We start from the raw sequence: 19,398 nt of genomic DNA, 5'->3' as shown, positions 1-19,398 counted from the left end.
TATGAAAAGTTTGATTACTATATTACTTATAGTTTTTTCCTTAGCTTTTATCTCTTGTTCTGATAAAACGGAGCGTAACTATCAGTACTTTCCAAACATGTACGTTTCAGTACCTTACGATACCTATGGAGAATATGAGATATTTCCAGAGGAGCAAGAAGCATTGACTGTTGTAGAGGGTTCTATACCTCGTGGCTTTACGCCATATGAATATGAAGATAATACAGAGGGCTATACAAAGGCGAAGGAAGAATTGAAAAATGAAGTTCCTTACACCGAAGAGAATCTAGCTACGGGAAAAGAACTTTATAACATCTACTGCGCTACATGCCACGGAGAAAATGGTAATGGTAAAGGCTATTTAGTAGAGAGAGAGAAAATTCTTGGTGTTCCTAGCTATGATGACCAGGGTAGAGCTATCACAGAAGGTAGTGTTTATCATGTAATGTGGCATGGTATAAATACTATGGGTTCTTATGCTTCACAAATGAACAGCGAAGAACTATGGCTTGTTGACCACTATGTCATGAAGTTGAAAGCTGAATTGGAAGGTAAAGAACCTAGGGAATTTGAAACAGAATCAGAATAAAACTAATTATAATACATAGCTGAGATATTATGTACACAATGTCAAGTAAAATAAAATCATTCTCCTTAATCCTTATTGTTGTAGGGGCTATTGGGTTGGCTTACAGTTTCATAGATGCACCATCTTCTGTAGAAGAGGTTAAAGAAATGCTACATTCAGACGGCGCGTCCCACGAGGGTGAAAGTGTCGCTATGGAAGCTAATTCTTCATCTAGTTCTGATGCACACGGTGACGATGAGCACGCTGAACACATTTATCACCAACTACAAAATAAACCATGGGCTGCAATCTATGTTCCTGCTTTATTTTTATTTCTAATTTCACTTGGTGTTTTTGTATTCTACGCTTTACAGAACGCATCACAAGCTGGATGGTCTCCTGTACTATTTAGAGTTATGGAAGGTATTTCTTCCTACTTAGTTCCAGGGGGTATCATTGTATACTTACTTTTAATACTTTCAAGTTTACATCTCAATCATCTTTTTGTTTGGATGGACCCTGAAGTAGTAGCTCACGATGAAATCATTCAGAATAAGGTGGCTTATCTAAACACTCCCTTTTTCTTAATTAGAGCCTTTATATATTTAGCGGGATGGATATTGTTTTCTAAACTGATTATTAAGAATTCCAGAAAAATGGATGAAGGTTTTGACTTGAGGCTTCACAAGCGCAATTTCAAGCTTTCAGCTGGGTTCTTGGTGTTTTTTATTGTAACAGAGTCTATGATGTCGTGGGATTGGATTATGAGTATTGATACTCACTGGTTTAGTACTTTGTTTGGATGGTTCGTATTAGCCAGTATTTTAGTATCTGCTGTAACAACTATTGCAATAGTTACTATTTACTTAAAAGGTAAGGGCTACCTAGAGCACGTCAACAACAGTCATATCCATGATTTAGGTAAATTCATGATGGGCTTTTCAATATTCTGGGCCTACCTATGGTTTTCTCAATTTCTATTGATATGGTATTCAAATATCCCAGAGGAGGTGACTTATTACGCACAAAGATTGGAGGATTACCCTGTATTATTCTTCAGTACTGTTATTTTGAATTGGGTGTTACCAATGCTTATTCTTATCAATTCGGACTTTAAGAGAATTAATTGGATAATTGTTTTCGCAGGGGTTATAATCCTTTTGGGACATTATCTAAACTTTTTCGTTATGATTATGCCAGGTACAGTTGGAGAATCCTGGACGATTGGTATTCCTGAAATTAGCTCAATATTGCTGATATTAGGTGTATTTATATTTACAGTGTTCAAAGCATTAGCAAAAGCTCCGCTAACAGTTCAACACGGTGCTTTTCTAGAAGAAAGCAAACATTTCCATTATTAAAACTATTTAAAAGAAAGATAGAAGATGACCGCATTACTTATCATTTTAGTCGCAGCCTTATTAGGGATTACGATTTGGCAGATTTCAAAAATCTTCAAATTATCCCAGCCAATTGAAAGCGATGATTCTCAAATAGCCACTAATGAAGACAATCAAAAGCAAGGAAAAATATTTCTGGTTTTTACGGTTTTCCTGTATGGGTTAATGATTTATTCATTTTGGAGTTTAAGTAAATTTTATGCTCCTGGTGCTTCTTCCCACTCAGATGATTACGATCAATTATTTTTTATATCTCTTGGACTTATCATGTTTGTTCAAGTTATTATCCAGTTTTTGATCCACTGGTTCGCTTATAAATACAGAGGTAAAAAAGGTCAGAAAGCCCTGTTTTATGCCGATAATGATAAGCTGGAATTTATTTGGACTATCATACCCGTTATAACTCTTGCAGCTTTGATTATTTATGGATTATTCAGTTGGTCGGAAATCATGAATGTCCAGGAAACAGACGATACATTAGTTGTAGAGATATACGCTTATCAGTTTGACTGGAGAGCCCGATATTCAGGAGAAGATGGAACACTTGGAGAAGCAAACGTCAGATTCATAGAAGGCATAAATCAGTTAGGTCTAAATGAATCTGATCCTTATGCTCAAGACGATAAAATTACAACAGAGCTTCACTTGCCTGTAGACAGACAAGTTCTTTTTAAATTCAGATCTCAGGACGTGTTACACTCCGCCTATTTTCCATTTTTTAGATCACAAATGAACGTTGTTCCTGGTATGACCACCCAGTTTGGTTTCACTCCTACAACAACCTCTAAAGAAATCCGAAATAGCGAATACATGGTTGAAAAAGTAAAAAATATCAACGAAATTCGTCAAAATAATGACAATTTAGGTCCAGATGAGAAGGACTATGAATTCGAGTATTATCTGTTGTGTAATAAAATTTGTGGTGTATCTCACTACAACATGCAAATGAAAATTGTTGTCGAAACAGAAGAAGAGTATCAGAAATGGATTTCGGAACAACAAACATTTGGAGAATTAACAGCCCAAAATTAATTATAAAATTAAACAAGAATATATATGTCAGTAGCTGCACAACCACTTGCTAACGATCATGCACACGAGGAAGGTCACCACGAGCCCACTTTCATAGAGAAGTACATTTTTAGTACCGATCACAAAATGATCGCTAAACAATACCTTATTACTGGTCTTATTATGGGATTTATAGGTATTGCTATGTCAATGCTTATGAGGCTCCAATTAGCTTGGCCAAATGAAACGTTTTGGATTTATGAAGTTCTATTAGGTCGTTTTGGAGAAGATGGTGTTATGGATCCTAGTATCTATTTAGCTCTTTCTACAATTCATGGTACAATCATGATATTTTACGTTTTAACTGCTGGCCTTAGTGGTACATTCAGTAACCTACTTATACCTTTACAAATTGGTGCAAGAGATATGGCTTCTGGATTCATTAATATGTTATCTTATTGGTTATTCGCTCTTTCATGTGTCGTTATCGTTTCTTCATTTTTTGTAGAAGCTGGTCCTGCATCATCTGGATGGACTGTTTATCCACCTCTTAGTGCGTTACCACAGGCTATAGGAGGATCTGGTCTTGGGATGACATTATGGTTAGTAGCGATTACTATATTTATCGCCTCCTCTTTGTTAGGCTCATTAAACTATATTGTTACAGTCTTAAACCTTAGAACTCAAGGTATGACAATGACAAGACTCCCCTTGACAATTTGGGCATTTTTTGTTACTGCCATTATTGGTGTCGTTTCTTTCCCGGTTTTATTAGCCGCAGGTTTATTATTGTTGATGGATAGAAGTTTTGGAACCTCATTCTTCTTAAGTGATATTTATATTCAAGGTGAAGTTTTATCTTACCAAGGAGGTTCACCAGTATTATATGAACACCTTTTCTGGTTTTTAGGACACCCTGAAGTTTATATCGTCCTTTTACCGGCTCTTGGTATTACGTCAGAGATCATTGCGACTAACTCAAGAAAACCAATATTTGGTTACAGAGCTATGATTGCTTCCATTCTTGCCATCGCCTTCTTGTCTACTGTTGTTTGGGGTCACCATATGTTCGTATCTGGTATGAATCCATTCTTAGGTTCTGTATTTACATTTACCACATTATTGATTGCTATACCTTCTGGAGTAAAAGCTTTCAACTATATAACTACGCTTTGGAAGGGTAACTTACAGTTGAATCCAGCCATGTTGTTTTCAATAGGTCTTGTATCTACGTTCGTTACTGGTGGTTTGACTGGTATTATTTTAGGAGATAGTACACTTGATATCAATGTTCACGATACTTATTTTGTAATTGCTCACTTCCATTTAGTTATGGGTATTTCAGCATTGTATGGTTTATTTGCGGGTATCTATCACTGGTTTCCAAAGATGTTTGGAAGAATGATGAGTAAAAACTTAGGTTATGTACATTTCTGGATAACTGCAGTTGGTGCTTACGGTATTTTCTTCCCAATGCACTTCATTGGTATGGCTGGATTACCAAGACGTTACTACAAGTTTACTGAATTTCCATATTTTGATGATTTAGCAGATACTAATATCTTAATTTCAGTTTTTGCTTTTATTACTGCCGCAGCTCAAATATTCTTTGTTTATAATTTTATTCACTCGATATTTTACGGTAAAAAGGCTGAACAAAATCCATGGAAATCAAATACACTAGAATGGACTACGCCTGTAAAACATATTCACGGTAACTGGCCTGGAGAAATTCCTAAAGTGTATAGATGGTCTTATGATTACAGCAAAAGAAATAAGGAAGACACAGATTACATCATTGCGGGACAAGATTTTGTTCCACAAAATGTTCCTGTCCAAGATAACGAAGAAGAGATGAATGAATAATTTGTCAATAAAAAATTAGAAGCCTCCAAGCATTAACTCCTTGGAGGCTTTTTTATTTATCTTTGTTTTATGAATGAAAATTTAGATGCCTCCGGTGAAAACTTCACTCCTCAAGACCAAGAAGTTGAAAAAGCTTTAAGACCACTCTCATTCGATGATTTTGCAGGTCAATCTCATGTTCTAGAAAATTTACAGGTCTTCGTTAAGGCTGCCAATCTTCGTGGTGAAGCTCTCGACCATACGCTTTTCCATGGTCCTCCCGGACTTGGTAAAACTACCTTAGCGCATATACTCGCTAACGAATTAGAAACAGGCATCAAAATTACTTCAGGTCCGGTTATAGATAAGCCTGGTGACCTTGCTGGTTTGTTGACCAACCTCGAACCTAGGGATGTATTGTTTATTGATGAAATCCATAGACTAAGTTCTGTTGTTGAAGAGTACTTGTATTCAGCAATGGAAGATTTCAAGATTGATATTATGATCGAATCTGGTCCTAACGCCAGAAGTGTTGAAATCAACTTAAATCCTTTTACATTAGTTGGAGCAACTACAAGGTCAGGATTGCTTACTGCACCCATGCGAGCAAGGTTTGGAATATCAAGTAGATTGGAGTACTATTCAACAGAGTTACTCAGCGATATTATTTTGAGAAGTGCCTCTATTCTTGGTGTGTCCATAACCAGTGAAGCAGCTATTGAAATTGCCGGCAGAAGCAGAGGAACTCCTAGGATTGCCAATGCACTTTTGAGGAGAGTAAGAGATTTTGCCCAGATAAAAGGCAATGGTAAAATTGATATGGAAATTTCAAAATATAGTTTGAAAGCTTTAAATGTTGATGCCTTCGGTCTTGATGATATGGATAATAAAATATTACTTACCATCATCGACAAATTTAAAGGTGGTCCCGTCGGACTTACAACATTGGCTACAGCAGTGAGCGAAAATGCAGAGACTATTGAAGAGGTTTATGAACCTTTCCTTATTCAGAAGGGGTTTATCAATAGAACTCCTCGTGGTAGAGAAGTAACAGAATCTGCCTACAAACACCTTGGAAGGCTTAGAGAAAATAAACAAGGTGGATTATTTTAATTATTATTTATGTCAGATTTAAAACAACTTCCTGAAGTTCCTTCGATTGATTTTTTTACACATGCAGGCGGAATATTAAAAAACCCTCTTCCTTTTCATCAAAAAAATTTTGAAAAACTAGGTGATACATTTAGACTAAACCTTGGGTTTGGAAATTCTGTAGTTTTTTCCAGAGATCCTGAGTTTGCTATATATGCGCTACGAGATAATCAAAAGAATTTCAAAAAAACTGAGATTCAGACTAAAGATCTTGCCAAGTATGTTGGTCACGGTCTACTCACTTCTGATGGTGATGAGTGGAAATTTCAGCGAAAATTGATTCAACCAGCCTTCCACAGAAAGAATCTTTACACGCTTTTAGATTTTATGGTAGAAGCCATTGATAAGGAATTAGACAGAATTGAAGTCGATAAGACGATTGATATATTTCCAATATTTAATGATTTAGCCTTTAAAGTGGTGGTCAAAAGTCTTTTCAGTGACGCCATAAATTCAGAAGAAATAGCAAGATTACAGTTCATCACCGAAGAAACTCAGAAAATGCTCGTCAAAGAATTGAGACAGCCTTATAAAAAATGGTGGTTTATATTAAGTGGCCAACTTAAGCGGAATTTGGGTTTAAGTCAGGATGCTAGAGATTTATTATCTGGTATTATAAAAAGAAGGCGAGATTCCAAACAAGAAGGGAAAGACCTTTTGGACATGCTAATGGGATTGAGCTATGAGGACGGTTCAAAGATGAACGAAGAGCAACTCATCGATGAAATTCTCATTCTTTTTATTGCGGGACATGAAACTACATCCAATGCTTTGTCCTTCACAATACAGTTGATTGGGCAAAAAGGTAAGGTTCAGGAAAAGTTATTTTCAGAAATTAAAGATCTCGAGGAGAGATCACTTTTTGAGGTTCTAAAAGAAAGTAAATACAACCAAAACGTGATTGAAGAATCTATGCGTTTATTTCCTCCGGTTTACTTTATCGACAGGCAAAATATTGAAGAGGATTCTTTTAAAGGTTTTGAGATTCCTAAAAATACTACACTACTTTTTTCTGTGCATCAAATACACAGGAATGCAAAAAATTGGGATAATCCTTCAGATTTCAATCCGGACCGCTTTGCAGAGACAAGGAGCGTAACCGATTTTTACTTTCCTTTTGGCGCCGGACCCCGGAAATGTATTGGTAATAATTTTGCAATGTATGAAATCACTTTAGCTCTTCATCAGCTGTTGAAAAAATTTAAAATCGAAGAAGTTAAACCAGAAATTGAAATCCAGCCTCTCATTAGTTTGAAGCCAAAAAATGCCTTTGTAAAATTTTCAAAACGATAAGCTTATCTCGACTAAAGAAACCTATACCCAACTGATAAAAGCTGAAGCAGATCGCCTTGGGTTTTTGTCTTGTGGAATTTCTAAGGCTGAATTTTTAGAAAAAGAAGCTCCACGATTGGAAAATTGGCTGAAGCAAAATGCTCATGGTGAGATGCAGTATATGGAAAATCATTTCGACAAACGTTTGGACCCTACCAAACTCGTTGAAGGTTCCAAAAGCGTGATTTCTTTACTCTATAATTATTTCCCAGAAGAAACTCAAAGAGACGACACCTACAAAATCAGTAAATATGCTTATGGTAGAGACTACCATCACATCATAAAGTCTAAGTTGAGGGAACTGATGCATACGCTGAATCAGGAAATAGGTGAAATTGGAGGTAGAGCTTTTGTAGATTCTGCTCCAGTTTTGGAAAAAGCCTGGGCCACCAAAAGTGGTTTGGGCTGGGTAGGCAAACATTCCAATTTACTGTCAAAACAAACAGGGTCGTTTTATTTCATTGCCGAATTGATTTTGGATATCGATCTGGAATACGATACCCCAGTAACAGATCATTGTGGTTCATGCACTAAATGTATTGATGCCTGCCCCACAGATGCGATTTATGAACCCTACAAAGTGGATGGAAGCAAATGCATTTCCTATTTCACCATTGAATTGAAGAATGAAATTCCCAACGGCTTTCAAGATAAATTTGAAGACTGGATGTTTGGCTGTGACATTTGCCAGGATGTTTGTCCCTGGAACCGATTTAGTAAACCTCATAATGAGCCATTGTTCAACCCTCATCCAGATTTGCTTTCTTTCGATAAAAAAGACTGGGAGGAAATTACTAAAGATATTTTCAATGAAATTTTCAGAAAATCAGCCGTAAAACGTACCAAGTATGAAGGCTTGAAAAGAAATATGAATTATATTCAATCAAGTTAAATCCCCTATAAAGTATGCCCCCCAGATCAATCCTGTAGATAATTCAATTTTTCGCAAATAGGTAAGTTCTCTTTTCTGTTAAATTTTATGATTCTTAGTTTTTAGAAGTTCCGCAACAATTAAATGTTGGTTCTAATATTGAAGCGGATGTCTTTCAGAATTAGACTTAAGCCTTACCTTTGTTTTTTTTAATATATGTTGAAGTTAAAACGACTTCGACAAGAGTAAGAAACCTATGAGTACATCAAGAAAACGCAGAGAAGCCTTAGTCTACCACGCCAAACCAAGACCTGGTAAAATAGAAGTCGTGCCTACCAAGAAACATGCATCCCAAAGAGATTTAGGGTTGGCGTATTCTCCAGGAGTAGCCGAGCCTTGTAAGGAGATAGAAAAGGACGTTCAAAATGCTTATAAATACACCAACAAAGGAAATCTGGTAGCAGTAATATCAAACGGAACAGCCGTTTTGGGACTCGGTGATATCGGAGCTGAAGCCTCCAAGCCAGTTATGGAAGGTAAAGCCTTACTGTTCAAAATATTTGCTGATATCGATGTGTTTGATATTGAAGTAGACACCAAGGATATAGATGCATTTATTGAAACAGTAAAAAATATCGCACCAACTTTTGGGGGTATCAATTTAGAAGATATTAAAGCTCCAGAAGCTTTCGAAATAGAAGAAAGACTCAAAGCAGAATTGCCAATTCCTGTGATGCATGATGACCAGCACGGAACAGCTATTATTTCTGCTGCAGCACTTTTGAATGCTTTAGAGCTGGCAGACAAAAAAATAGATGAAGTTCAGATTGTAGTGTCTGGAGCAGGTTCCGCTGCTATTGCTTGCACAAAACTTTATGTCTTGCTTGGTGTTAAAAAAGAAAATATCCTGATGTTTGATAGTCAAGGGATAATTGATAAAAGTAGAGATGACTTATCTACTAAACAGATAGAGTTTGCAACAACCAGAAAAATAAAAGATTTAAACGAGGCAATCGAAAATGCAGATGTGTTTTTAGGGCTTTCTGTGGGAGGAGTTTTAAAGGCAGAAATGCTGAAAAAAATGGCGCCTGATCCTATTGTTTTTGCAATGGCCAATCCAGATCCAGAAATAGATTACGATCTAGCTTTAGAGACTCGGGATGATATTATTATGGCAACAGGACGGACAGATTTTCCAAATCAGGTCAATAACGTTCTTGGATTTCCATACATATTCAGAGGTGCATTGGATGTTCGCGCAACGCAAATAAACGAAGAGATGAAAATGGCCGCTGTTAAAGCACTGGCTAGACTTGCCAAAGAACCTGTTCCAGAGCAAGTGAATATTGCTTATGCTGAAACACGCCTCAACTTTGGAAGAGATTATATCATACCTAAACCTTTTGATCCCAGACTTATTGCTGAAGTCCCACCTGCCGTTGCCAAGGCAGCTATGGATTCTGGTGTGGCTCAGACTCCGATTGAAGATTGGGAGGCTTACAAAGAAGATCTTCTGGAACGTATGGGAAGTGAGGATAAGATAACAAGACTTCTTATTAACCGTGCTAAACAAGACCCTAAACGTATAGTTTATGCTGAAGCAGATCATCTGGATGTTTTAAAGGCCGCTCAACAGGTTTATGATGAAAAAATCGCTACACCCATACTTCTAGGCAGAAGAGATGTAATCCTTGAATTGATGAGTGAAATTGAATTTGAAGGAGAGGATATCATTATCATAGATCCTAAATCTGATGAAGAGCAAAAACAGAGACACGAATATGCGGAAGCTCTTTGGAAAAAAAGAAGTAGAAAGGGTGTTACTCTTTACGATGCTAAAAAATTGATAAGAGAGCGAAACTATTTTGCAGCAATGATGGTAGAGAACGGAGATGCAGATGCTATGTTATCTGGATATTCTAGAGCTTACCCTGCAGTTCTAAAGCCGATTTTAGAATTAATAGGAAAAGAAAAAGGAGTTACCAATGTAGCAGCTACCAACTTAATGAACTCCAAAAGAGGGCCTATCTTTATTAGTGACACCTCTATCAACATAGATCCGGACTCTACAGTTTTGGCTAAAATCGCCCAGATGACAGCCAAAACAGTGAAAATGTTTGGAATAGACCCTGTTATCGCTATGGCTTCGTATTCCAACTTCGGATCATCCAGCTATCCGAATGCATCAAAGGTGAAAGAAGCAGTGGAATATTTACATAAAAATTATCCGGAAATTGCAGTTGATGGAGAGTTGCAAATTGATTTTGCTCTCAACAAGAAAATGAGAATGGATAAATTTCCTTTTTCTAAACTTAATGGAAAAAAAGTCAATACACTCATTTATCCAAATCTTGACTCTGCTAATAGTACTTATAAGTTAATGAAAGAACTAAATAGTGCTGGTTCCATAGGACCAATTTTGATGGGACTTAATAAGCCAGCTCATGTTTTTCAACTTGGAGCGAGTGTAGATGAGATGGTAAATATGTCTGCTGTTGCGGTTGTAGATGCTCAGCAAAAAAGCAAGCGTAAGGTATAGTAGATCCCATTATTGAGTGGCTTATAATGTGGTAAAGACTTTTAAGTTCTAAACTTAATTTTGTTACATTTGATTCCTAAAATTAAGTTAAGATGATTACTCAGCTACGAGGTAAACTTTTAGAAAAAAACCCAACTCATATAGTTATAGATTGTAACGGGATAGGGTATGAGGTGAATATTTCACTTCATACCTTTTCTCGTTTGAAGGATGAAGAATTGATCACAATATTCACCCATCTTCAGGTTAAAGAGGATTCCCACACGTTATATGGATTTATAGATAAGGCGGAACGTCTAGTATTTAGACAATTATTATCCGTGTCTGGTATTGGTGCAAGTACAGCTAGGATAATGTTATCTTCTCTTACCCCGGAACAGGTGATTGAAGCAATCACGAGTGAAGACACAGACACCATACAAAGTGTAAAAGGTATTGGTAAGAAAACTGCACAACGTGTTATTTTAGACCTTAAAGATAAATTCAAAAGTACAGAAGCGCTTACAGAAATTGTTAGTTCTCCAAGTCACGCCAATAAAGAAGAAGCCTTATCCGCTTTGGAGACTTTAGGTTACACGAGAAAACAATCTGGAAAAATTATCACTAAAATTTGTAATAATAATCCAAATGCAAGCGTTGAAGAGATAATCAAACTCGCCTTAAAAAATCTATAAAGCATTTGAAGATTACTCATCGACTCATTAACATAATTTCTTGCCCTGTAGTTTTACTTGTTGCAATATTATTTGCATCTGATGTTTATGCTCAGGATGAGCAAGATTCTATTCCTAAAGGTCCTTCTTTTGGCAATATATCTATGCCAAATCCATCGAGTATAGTTTCGAAATATGAGTATGATCCTATTTTAGATCGGTATATCTACACAGAAAAAATCGGTTCTGTAAATACAAAATATCCTTTGGTTCTCACCCCTCAGGAATTTGAAGATCTTGTTCTGGAAGAACAGATGAAAGCTTATTTCAAAGAGAAATCTGATGCCAGTTTAGGAAAAGGCGACGAGGAGAATCAAAAGAATTTGATTCCTATTTTTTACGTGAACAATTCTTTTTTTCAGTCAGTATTTGGAGGAAATGAAATCGATGTACAACCCAGGGGGTCTGTTGCCGTAGACATGGGCATCCTATATGGTAAACAGGATAATCCCTCGTTATCTCCAAGAAATCAAAGCAATCTCACTTTTGATTTTGATCAACGCATCAGCATGAGTTTACAAGCTTCAGTAGGGACTCGACTGCAAGTGAATGCTGAATATGATACGGAATCAACTTTTGATTTTCAGAATCAAATTAAATTGGATTATACTCCTTCTGAAGACGATATTATTCAAAAGATTGAAGTGGGTAACGTTCAGATGCCTTTAAATAGTTCGCTTATACAAGGTTCACAAAGTTTGTTTGGTGTAAAAACTCAGCTTCAATTCGGAAAGACTACAATAACGGGAGTATTTTCAGAATTAAATTCAGAGCGACAAAGTGTAAATATCCAGGGTGGAGCGACTGTGAGAGAATTTGATAAATTTGCTTTGGACTATGATGAAAACAGGCACTTTTTTCTTGCCCATTTCTTTAGAGACGAATATGATCGAGCTTTAGAAAACTATCCCTTTATCAATAGCAGGATTCAGATTACAAGACTTCAGGTTTGGGTTACCAATCGGACAAACAATTCTGCAACGACATCCAATGCAAGGAATATTATTGCTTTGCAAGATCTTGGTGAAAGTGAACCTGGCAATCTAGGATTATTACAAGATGATAATACAGGTGACCCAATACCATCTCCAGTCCCCAATTTTATATTGAACCCCAACGGAAGACCTAATAATGCTAATAACTTGTTCAACCCCAGTGCTCTTGGTAGCGGGCAGTCGGTGCTGACGAGCCAGATAAGAGATCTAGCATCCATACAGGAGGGCTTTGGTTCTGCACAGTCTTTTGTTTCTGAAGGGCGTGATTATGCAATTCTAGAAAATGCAAGAGAATTGCAGCCCAATGAATATTACTTAAACACTCAGTTAGGGTATATTTCTTTGAATCAACGTCTTAACAATGACGAGGTTTTAGGAGTTGCTTTTGAATATACTACAACCGATGGGCGGGTGTTTCGTGTTGGTGAATTTGGAAATGGGGGACCCCCAGGAACAGAAACTCAAGAAAACCCGGAACAACAGGAGGAGCAAATTGCACTCAACCAAAACTTAATTGTAAAACTACTCAAGAGTCCAATTACCTTTGTCCAGGAGCCAATTTGGGATCTGATGATGAAAAACTTTTACAGTCTAGGAGCTTCTGGATTGGAGCAGGACGGGTTTAGATTCAATATTTTATATGCAGATCCACAACCTGTCAACTTTATTACCGAAGCGCCAGGGAGCACAACCCCTCTTCCAGATGATGTGAGTGAAACTAACCTTTTGCAGGTTTTAGATCTCGATAACTTAAATTTTAATAATGACCCCGTGAATGGTGGCGACGGCTTTTTTGACTTTGTGCCCAATATCACCATTGATCCTCAAAACGGAATTTTAAAGTTTACCAAAGTAGAACCTTTTGGCGAGCACCTCTTTAGTAAATTAGAGACTGGTTCAGAAGATTATGATAATCCTCAGACTTATAACGAAAACCAATCCAAGTATGTTTTCAGAAGTCTTTATGCAACTACCAAAATACAGGCTCAACAAGAAGGAGCTGAGAAAAATAAATTCAAATTATCAGGACGTTATAAAGCTTCAAATACTGGTGGAATCCCTATTGGTGCCTTCAACGTTCCCAGGGGTTCTGTGACTGTTTCCGCAGGAGGCAGAATACTTCAGGAAGGAATAGATTATACGGTGGATTATGAGTTAGGAAGGGTAAACATCCTCGATGATGCCTTACTCGCTTCGGATACTCCAATCCAGGTGTCTACAGAAAACAATGCTTTATTTGGAAGGCAAACCAAGCGATTTACAGGAATTGATGTTCAGCATAGGTTTAGTGAAGAATTACTGATAGGTGGAACATTTTTAAATTTGAACGAAAGACCGATTACCCAAAAAGCAGATTATGGGACCGAACCTGTGAATAATAGTATTTACGGAGTTAATTTCAATTATAATACTACAGTTCCATTCTTTACCAGAATGGTTAATAAACTACCAAATATTGATACAGATGTAGAATCGAATTTTTCTCTCAGAGGAGAATTTGCTTATTTATTACCCGGAAGCCCAAATGCAAGTGATTTTGAAGGAGATGCTACAAGTTATGTAGACGATTTTGAAGGTTCACAAACGTCTATCTCTGTTATAGATCCGCAGGCTTGGAAGTTGTCAAGCGCTCCAGTAGGTTACAGAGGGCCAAATGATGCTAACGGTACATACGATGCCAACAATGATATAAGCACAAATGATTATAGAGCCAAGCTCAATTGGTATACCATAGACCCCATTTTTTATAGTTTTCAAAGACCAGGAGATGTAACAGACGAAGATCTTTCTCAATATTACTCAAGACGGATTCTCGTGAATGAAATATTTCCCAATATTGATATTGTACCTGGACAAATTCAAACTTTATTTCCGTTGGATTTGGTATACAGACCCAGTGAAAGAGGAATGTATAACTACAATTCGGCAGCCACTAGCGATAACACACTTCCTAACCCGAATCAAAATTTTGGGGGTATAATGAGAGGTTTACAAACTACAGATTTTGAACAATCCAATGTAGAGTATGTCGAATTTTGGGTGATGGATCCTTTTATCTATCCTGAAAATACTGCAAATACAGGAGGTAAAGTGGTACTTAACTTTGGAAGTATATCCGAGGATATTTTGAAAGATGGGAGAAAACAATTTGAAAATGGTCTACCAGAAGATGGCGGAAATTCAAATACTTTATCGACCAATTATGCTAAAGTACCAAGCAATCAATCTTTGGTCTATGCTTTTGATACCAATGGGCAAGAAAGAGTAAATCAAGACGTTGGATTTGATGGATTAGATAATCTAGATGAGGCCGAAAAGTTTCCCGAATTTTCAAGCTTCGAAGATCCTTCCAATGATGATTACCAGTATTATTTAGATAGAAATGGAGATATTCTAAATCGGTACAGAAATTTTAATGGTACTGAAGGAAACAATCCTGTGGAAGTCACGGAGAATAATCGTGGTAATTCTGCTTTTCCAGATGTTGAAGATGTAAATATGGACAACACCATGAATACGATCGATAGTTACTTTGAGTATGAAGTTCCTGTTTTTCCTAACATGAGTGTAGAAAATAATACAAGCTCTAGGCCTGGAATAAATTCAGATTACATTACGGATGTTCAGGAAGTGATTACGACGCTTCAAAATGGACAAGAAATAGAAGCAAGATGGGTTCAGTTTAGAGTTCCGTTGAGAACTAGCGAAGAATTTGCTATCGGGGGAATAAGTGACCTCAGATCTATACGGTTCATGAGAATGTTTATGACAGACTTCAGTCAGGAAACGATCTTAAGATTTGGAACTTTGGAACTCGTAAGAGGAGATTATTTTACCTACGATCAACCCATTTTACCAGATGGATCAAATCCAAATATTGGAAATACCCAGTTTAATTCTGAAGCAGTAAGCGAAGAAATCACTTCAAATTACGTAACTCCGCCTGGAGTTTTGAGAGAGGAATTAGTAAATAATAATGTAGCTATTCGTGAAGATGAAAAGTCTCTTGCTTTAAAAGTGAGTAACTTAAAGTCTGAAGATTCTAGAGGGGTTTTCAAAAACTACCAGATTGATATGCGGCAATTTGAACGATTGGAAATGTATTTGCACGCACAATCATTACCATCACCAAACACCCAGCTCCAAGATGACCAGCTTACGGCTTTTATAAGAATGGGTATTGATTTTACCAGTAACTATTACCAGATTGAAATTCCTTTAAAAGTTTCAGATCCTCAAGATCTCTCTCCCAGAGGAGTTTGGCCTTTAGAAAATGATTTGAATCTTCCTTTAGAATTACTTCAGCAGATTAAATCAAGAGTTCTAGGTGACGATAATTTAAGTAATCTTGAGCTCAATTATTTTGATGAATCTCTAAATCCTGTTAATGGCAGCTTCAATGAAAATCTTAAAGTAGGAATTATTGGTAATCCTAGTTTTGGTAATATAAGAGTTATGATGCTTGGTCTTAAAAATTCTAGTGGTCAAAACGTTTCTGGTGAAGTTTGGTTTAATGAAATGAGATTGTCGGGTTTAAAAAATGAGGGAGGTTGGGCTGCAGTTTTAAACCTCGATACCAATTTTGCAGATTTTGCAAATGTCTCAGCAAGTGGAAGAATGTCTACTATAGGTTTTGGAGCAATTGAGCAAGGTCCAAATCAAAGGAGCAGAGAAGATATCCAGCAATACGATGTTGTAACAGGACTTAATTTAGGCCAGGTCCTGCCTCAAAAGTGGGGAGTAAAAATTCCATTAAACTACAATAGAGGAGAAGAACTTATTACTCCACAATTTGATCCTGTATTTGGTGACCTCGAACTTGAAACCCTCTTGGATAATACCGCTGATGAAAATGATAGAGCTGAATTTCAAGAGCAGGCTGAAACATACACCAGAAGGCAGGGAATTAGTGTTATTGGTCTGAGGAAGGATAGAACCAACGAAGATAAAACACCAATGCCTTATGATGTTGAAAATTTTACATTATCCGCCAGTTATAATCAAACGGATTACAGAGATTTTGAAATAAGAGAATCTCTGGATCAAAATGTAGATGCTGCACTTACTTATGGCTTCAACTTTCAACCTCTGGAAGTTAAACCTTTAGAAAATATAGGTCTTTTTGAAAGTCCGTATTTTGCAATTTTCAAAGATTTTAATGTTAATCTTTTGCCCAATAGTATTACTGCTGGAGCAAATGTGAATAGACAATACAATGAGTTGAGGTATAGAGAATTTAATCTGCCCCCAGGAAGCCTCGGAACTCCGAAGTTATTCCAAAGGAACTACTTTTTTGATTGGGAATATGCCATAGATTATAGCTTAACCAAAGCTCTTAATTTCAACTTTAACGCCTCCACCAATAGAATTGTAAGGAATTACATAGATGAAAATAATTTACAGGATAACAGTATCGGTATTTTCGATGATTTCTTTGATGTAGGAATACCGAACAGGCATTATCAACAACTTCAGCTTAATTACACTCTACCGTTTAATAAAATTCCTTTTTTAAAATTTGTTCAAACACAATACTCTTATACAGGTGATTTTTTATGGACTAAGGGTTCAGAAATTTTAAGAGGTCTTGAAGGAATACCAGATCTGGGGAACTCAGTTCAAAATTCGGCAAGTCATCAAATCAATTCGAACTTGAATATGTCTAGTTTTTATTCTTACTTAGGATTGACGAAGAAAAGAGCTCAAAATCCGGCAGAGATCAAAAGAAACGTAAGAAGAAGACAACCTGGTCAAGGGCAGGAAGAAAATCAAGGAGGAAACCAAAATAATACTACACAAAATACTGACACAGAATTAAGCGTTGGCGATAAAGCCGTGAATACGCTTATCGGAATTGTGACCGCTTTGGACAGAGTACAAGTTAATTATTCTGACACGAAGGGTATTTTCTTGCCAGGCTATACCAATGATGTTGGTTTTGGTGGAACTTTGAAACCTACTGCTGGTTTTACTTTTGGAAGCCAAAACGATGTAAGACGAGAAGCGGCAAGAAGAGGCTGGCTTACAATGTATCAGGATTTTAATGAACAATATACCAGGACAGATAATCAACAATTGGATATCCAGGCAGGATTAAAACTTTTGCCAGGTCTTACTGTAGACTTAATCGCCAATAGACTGTATTCTGATACGTATACTGAGAACTTCCGGGTAGATCCTGAAACGATGGAATATAATTCCATCATTCCGAACACATTTGGGAACTTCAGGATTTCTACCAATATGATACGCACGTCGTTCAGCACGAGTACAAGAGATGTCTCAGAGAATTTTGAACAGTTTAGAGAAAATCGATTTATAGTTGCCAATAGATTGGCAGAACAAGCAGGAATCAATCTTAACGATCCTAATAATATAGATGAAAATGGTTTTCCGGTTGGGTTTGGTAGAACTAGTCAGGCTGTATTATTACCATCTTTTTTATCGGCATACACGGGATCAAGTCCAGAAAGTGAAGACCTGGGAATACTTAGAGATATACCAATACCAGGCTGGAATTTGAAATATACAGGATTTATGAGATTAACCTGGTTCAGAGAAAACTTCAACCGTTTCTCTATTCAACATGGCTACAGGTCAACCTATACAATCAATCAGTTCCAATCCAACTTAGAATTCAACGGAAGAGACCCTTTCGGAAATTTCAATTTAGATGAAAATGGCAACTTTAGACCAGAGTTATTTGTTTCAAATGTTAATCTTATAGAAGAGTTCAGTCCCCTAGTCAAGTTTGATTTTGAAATGAAAAATTCTATAAGTGTGATTGCTGAAGTTAGAAGAGACCGGGCTCTGTCTTTAAGCTTTAATAATAATTTGCTCACAGAAATGCAAGGAGATGAGTATATTGTTGGATTAGGGTACAGGATAAAAGATCTAACAGTTGTAACTCAATTTGAAGGAAATAGGAGAGTGTTGAGTAGCGATTTGAATATAAAAGCGGACCTTTCTTTGAGAAGAAATGAAACTATTATTAGAAATTTAGATGTGTTAAGTAATCGAGTAACTTCCGGACAGGACATCTGGTCAATAAATTTTGTAGCAGATTATGCATTTACTAAGAATTTAACTGCATTATTTTTCTACGATCACGTATTTTCGCAAAACGCAATCTCAACGATATTTCCTCAAACAACGATTAGAACAGGAGTTACGTTGAGATATAATTTTGGAAATTAAAAAAATAACTAACGAATGAACACACCAGACAATTTAAAGTACACAAAAGATCATGAATGGATCGAGATTAACGGAGACACAGCAACTATTGGTATTACTGATTTTGCTCAAAGTGAACTTGGGGACATAGTATATGTAGAAGTGGAAACCGTTGGAGAAACCTTGGATAAAGATGAAGTTTTTGGTACTGTAGAAGCAGTAAAAACAGTTTCTGATCTTTACTTACCTCTAAGTGGCGAAATTTTAGAATTCAATGAAGAACTAGAAGATGAGCCAGAAATGGTAAATGAGGAGCCTTACCAAAAAGGATGGATGATCAAAATGAAAATAGCAAATCAAGACGAGATTAAAGAGTTGATGGATGCAGAAACTTATAAGTCTCATATTGAATAGTAAATTGCTTCTAGTATTTGCAATTTTATGTACCCTTCTAATATTTTATTTGTCTTTATCAGATATTAGTAGCTTACCAAAACTTGAGGTTCAATATGAAGATAAGCTTTATCATCTCATTGCTTATTTCTTTCTTAATACTGCTTGGCTTCTAGCTATAGTCCCTTACTCATCAAAACCTTTTAAAAAAAATGTTTTGATTTCTTTAGGAATTATTAGTTTTGGTATTATTGTTGAGATTTTACAAGAAATAACAACAGATTATAGGGTTTTTGATATTTATGATATCATAGCAAACAGCTCAGGAGTTATTATAAGTTATTCTACATTTCATTTTTTTAGAAAAAGATTTTTGAAAATATAAATCCAAATTGAAAGTAA

Annotated in this window: 12 protein-coding genes; all 12 read left to right on the top strand. The window is 36.4% G+C overall.

The window, feature by feature from the left end; all coding sequences use genetic code 11:
- The first annotated feature begins 1 nt into the window (after position 1).
- Positions 2-589, top strand: a complete 588-nt coding sequence (locus tag LB449_RS12000; protein ID WP_224455340.1) for a c-type cytochrome — start codon at positions 2-4, stop codon at positions 587-589.
- 29 nt (positions 590-618) lie between these two features.
- Entirely contained in the window at positions 619-1,929 is a 1,311-nt protein-coding gene (locus LB449_RS11995; RefSeq protein ID WP_224455339.1) for a quinol:cytochrome C oxidoreductase, read from the top strand.
- Between the two features lie 24 nt (positions 1,930-1,953).
- Positions 1,954-3,000 carry a cytochrome c oxidase subunit II gene (locus LB449_RS11990; RefSeq protein WP_224455338.1) on the top strand — a complete coding sequence of 349 codons (1,047 nt, stop codon included), beginning with the start codon at positions 1,954-1,956 and terminating at the stop codon, positions 2,998-3,000.
- 24 nt (positions 3,001-3,024) lie between these two features.
- Positions 3,025-4,845: a cytochrome c oxidase subunit I gene (locus LB449_RS11985; protein WP_224455337.1), complete on the top strand. Its 1,821-nt coding sequence runs from the start codon at positions 3,025-3,027 to the stop codon at positions 4,843-4,845.
- Positions 4,846-4,914: 69 nt separating this feature from the next.
- On the top strand, positions 4,915-5,937 hold the full coding sequence (gene ruvB / locus LB449_RS11980; protein ID WP_224455336.1) for a Holliday junction branch migration DNA helicase RuvB: 1,023 nt from the start codon (positions 4,915-4,917) through the stop codon (positions 5,935-5,937).
- Positions 5,938-5,946: 9 nt separating this feature from the next.
- Positions 5,947-7,269 carry a cytochrome P450 gene (locus LB449_RS11975; RefSeq protein ID WP_224455335.1) on the top strand — a complete coding sequence of 441 codons (1,323 nt, stop codon included), beginning with the start codon at positions 5,947-5,949 and terminating at the stop codon, positions 7,267-7,269.
- Between the two features lie 4 nt (positions 7,270-7,273).
- The gene (gene queG / locus LB449_RS11970; RefSeq protein ID WP_224455435.1) at positions 7,274-8,200 is read left to right on the top strand and encodes a tRNA epoxyqueuosine(34) reductase QueG; all 927 of its coding nucleotides are present in this window, start codon (positions 7,274-7,276) and stop codon (positions 8,198-8,200) included.
- A gap of 235 nt (positions 8,201-8,435) precedes the next feature.
- On the top strand, positions 8,436-10,718 hold the full coding sequence (locus tag LB449_RS11965) for an NADP-dependent malic enzyme (RefSeq protein WP_224455334.1): 2,283 nt from the start codon (positions 8,436-8,438) through the stop codon (positions 10,716-10,718).
- A 92-nt stretch (positions 10,719-10,810) separates the two neighbouring features.
- Positions 10,811-11,392, top strand: a complete 582-nt coding sequence (ruvA, locus tag LB449_RS11960; protein ID WP_224455333.1) for a Holliday junction branch migration protein RuvA — start codon at positions 10,811-10,813, stop codon at positions 11,390-11,392.
- A gap of 35 nt (positions 11,393-11,427) precedes the next feature.
- Positions 11,428-18,624, top strand: coding sequence for a T9SS outer membrane translocon Sov/SprA (sov, locus tag LB449_RS11955; RefSeq protein ID WP_394372322.1), 7,197 nt, complete (start codon positions 11,428-11,430; stop codon positions 18,622-18,624).
- A 15-nt stretch (positions 18,625-18,639) separates the two neighbouring features.
- On the top strand, positions 18,640-19,017 hold the full coding sequence (gene gcvH / locus LB449_RS11950) for a glycine cleavage system protein GcvH (RefSeq protein WP_224455332.1): 378 nt from the start codon (positions 18,640-18,642) through the stop codon (positions 19,015-19,017).
- A gap of 49 nt (positions 19,018-19,066) precedes the next feature.
- Complete coding sequence (locus tag LB449_RS11945) at positions 19,067-19,381, top strand: VanZ family protein (RefSeq protein WP_224455331.1); 315 nt, start codon at positions 19,067-19,069, stop codon at positions 19,379-19,381.
- Positions 19,382-19,398: the final 17 nt, after the last annotated feature.

The sequence above is a fragment of the Psychroflexus lacisalsi genome, assembly GCF_020164495.1.
Lineage (GTDB): Bacteria > Bacteroidota > Bacteroidia > Flavobacteriales > Flavobacteriaceae > Psychroflexus > Psychroflexus lacisalsi.
Note: the sequence above shows the minus strand (reverse complement) of the source record. Positions and strands in the feature narration are given on the sequence as shown.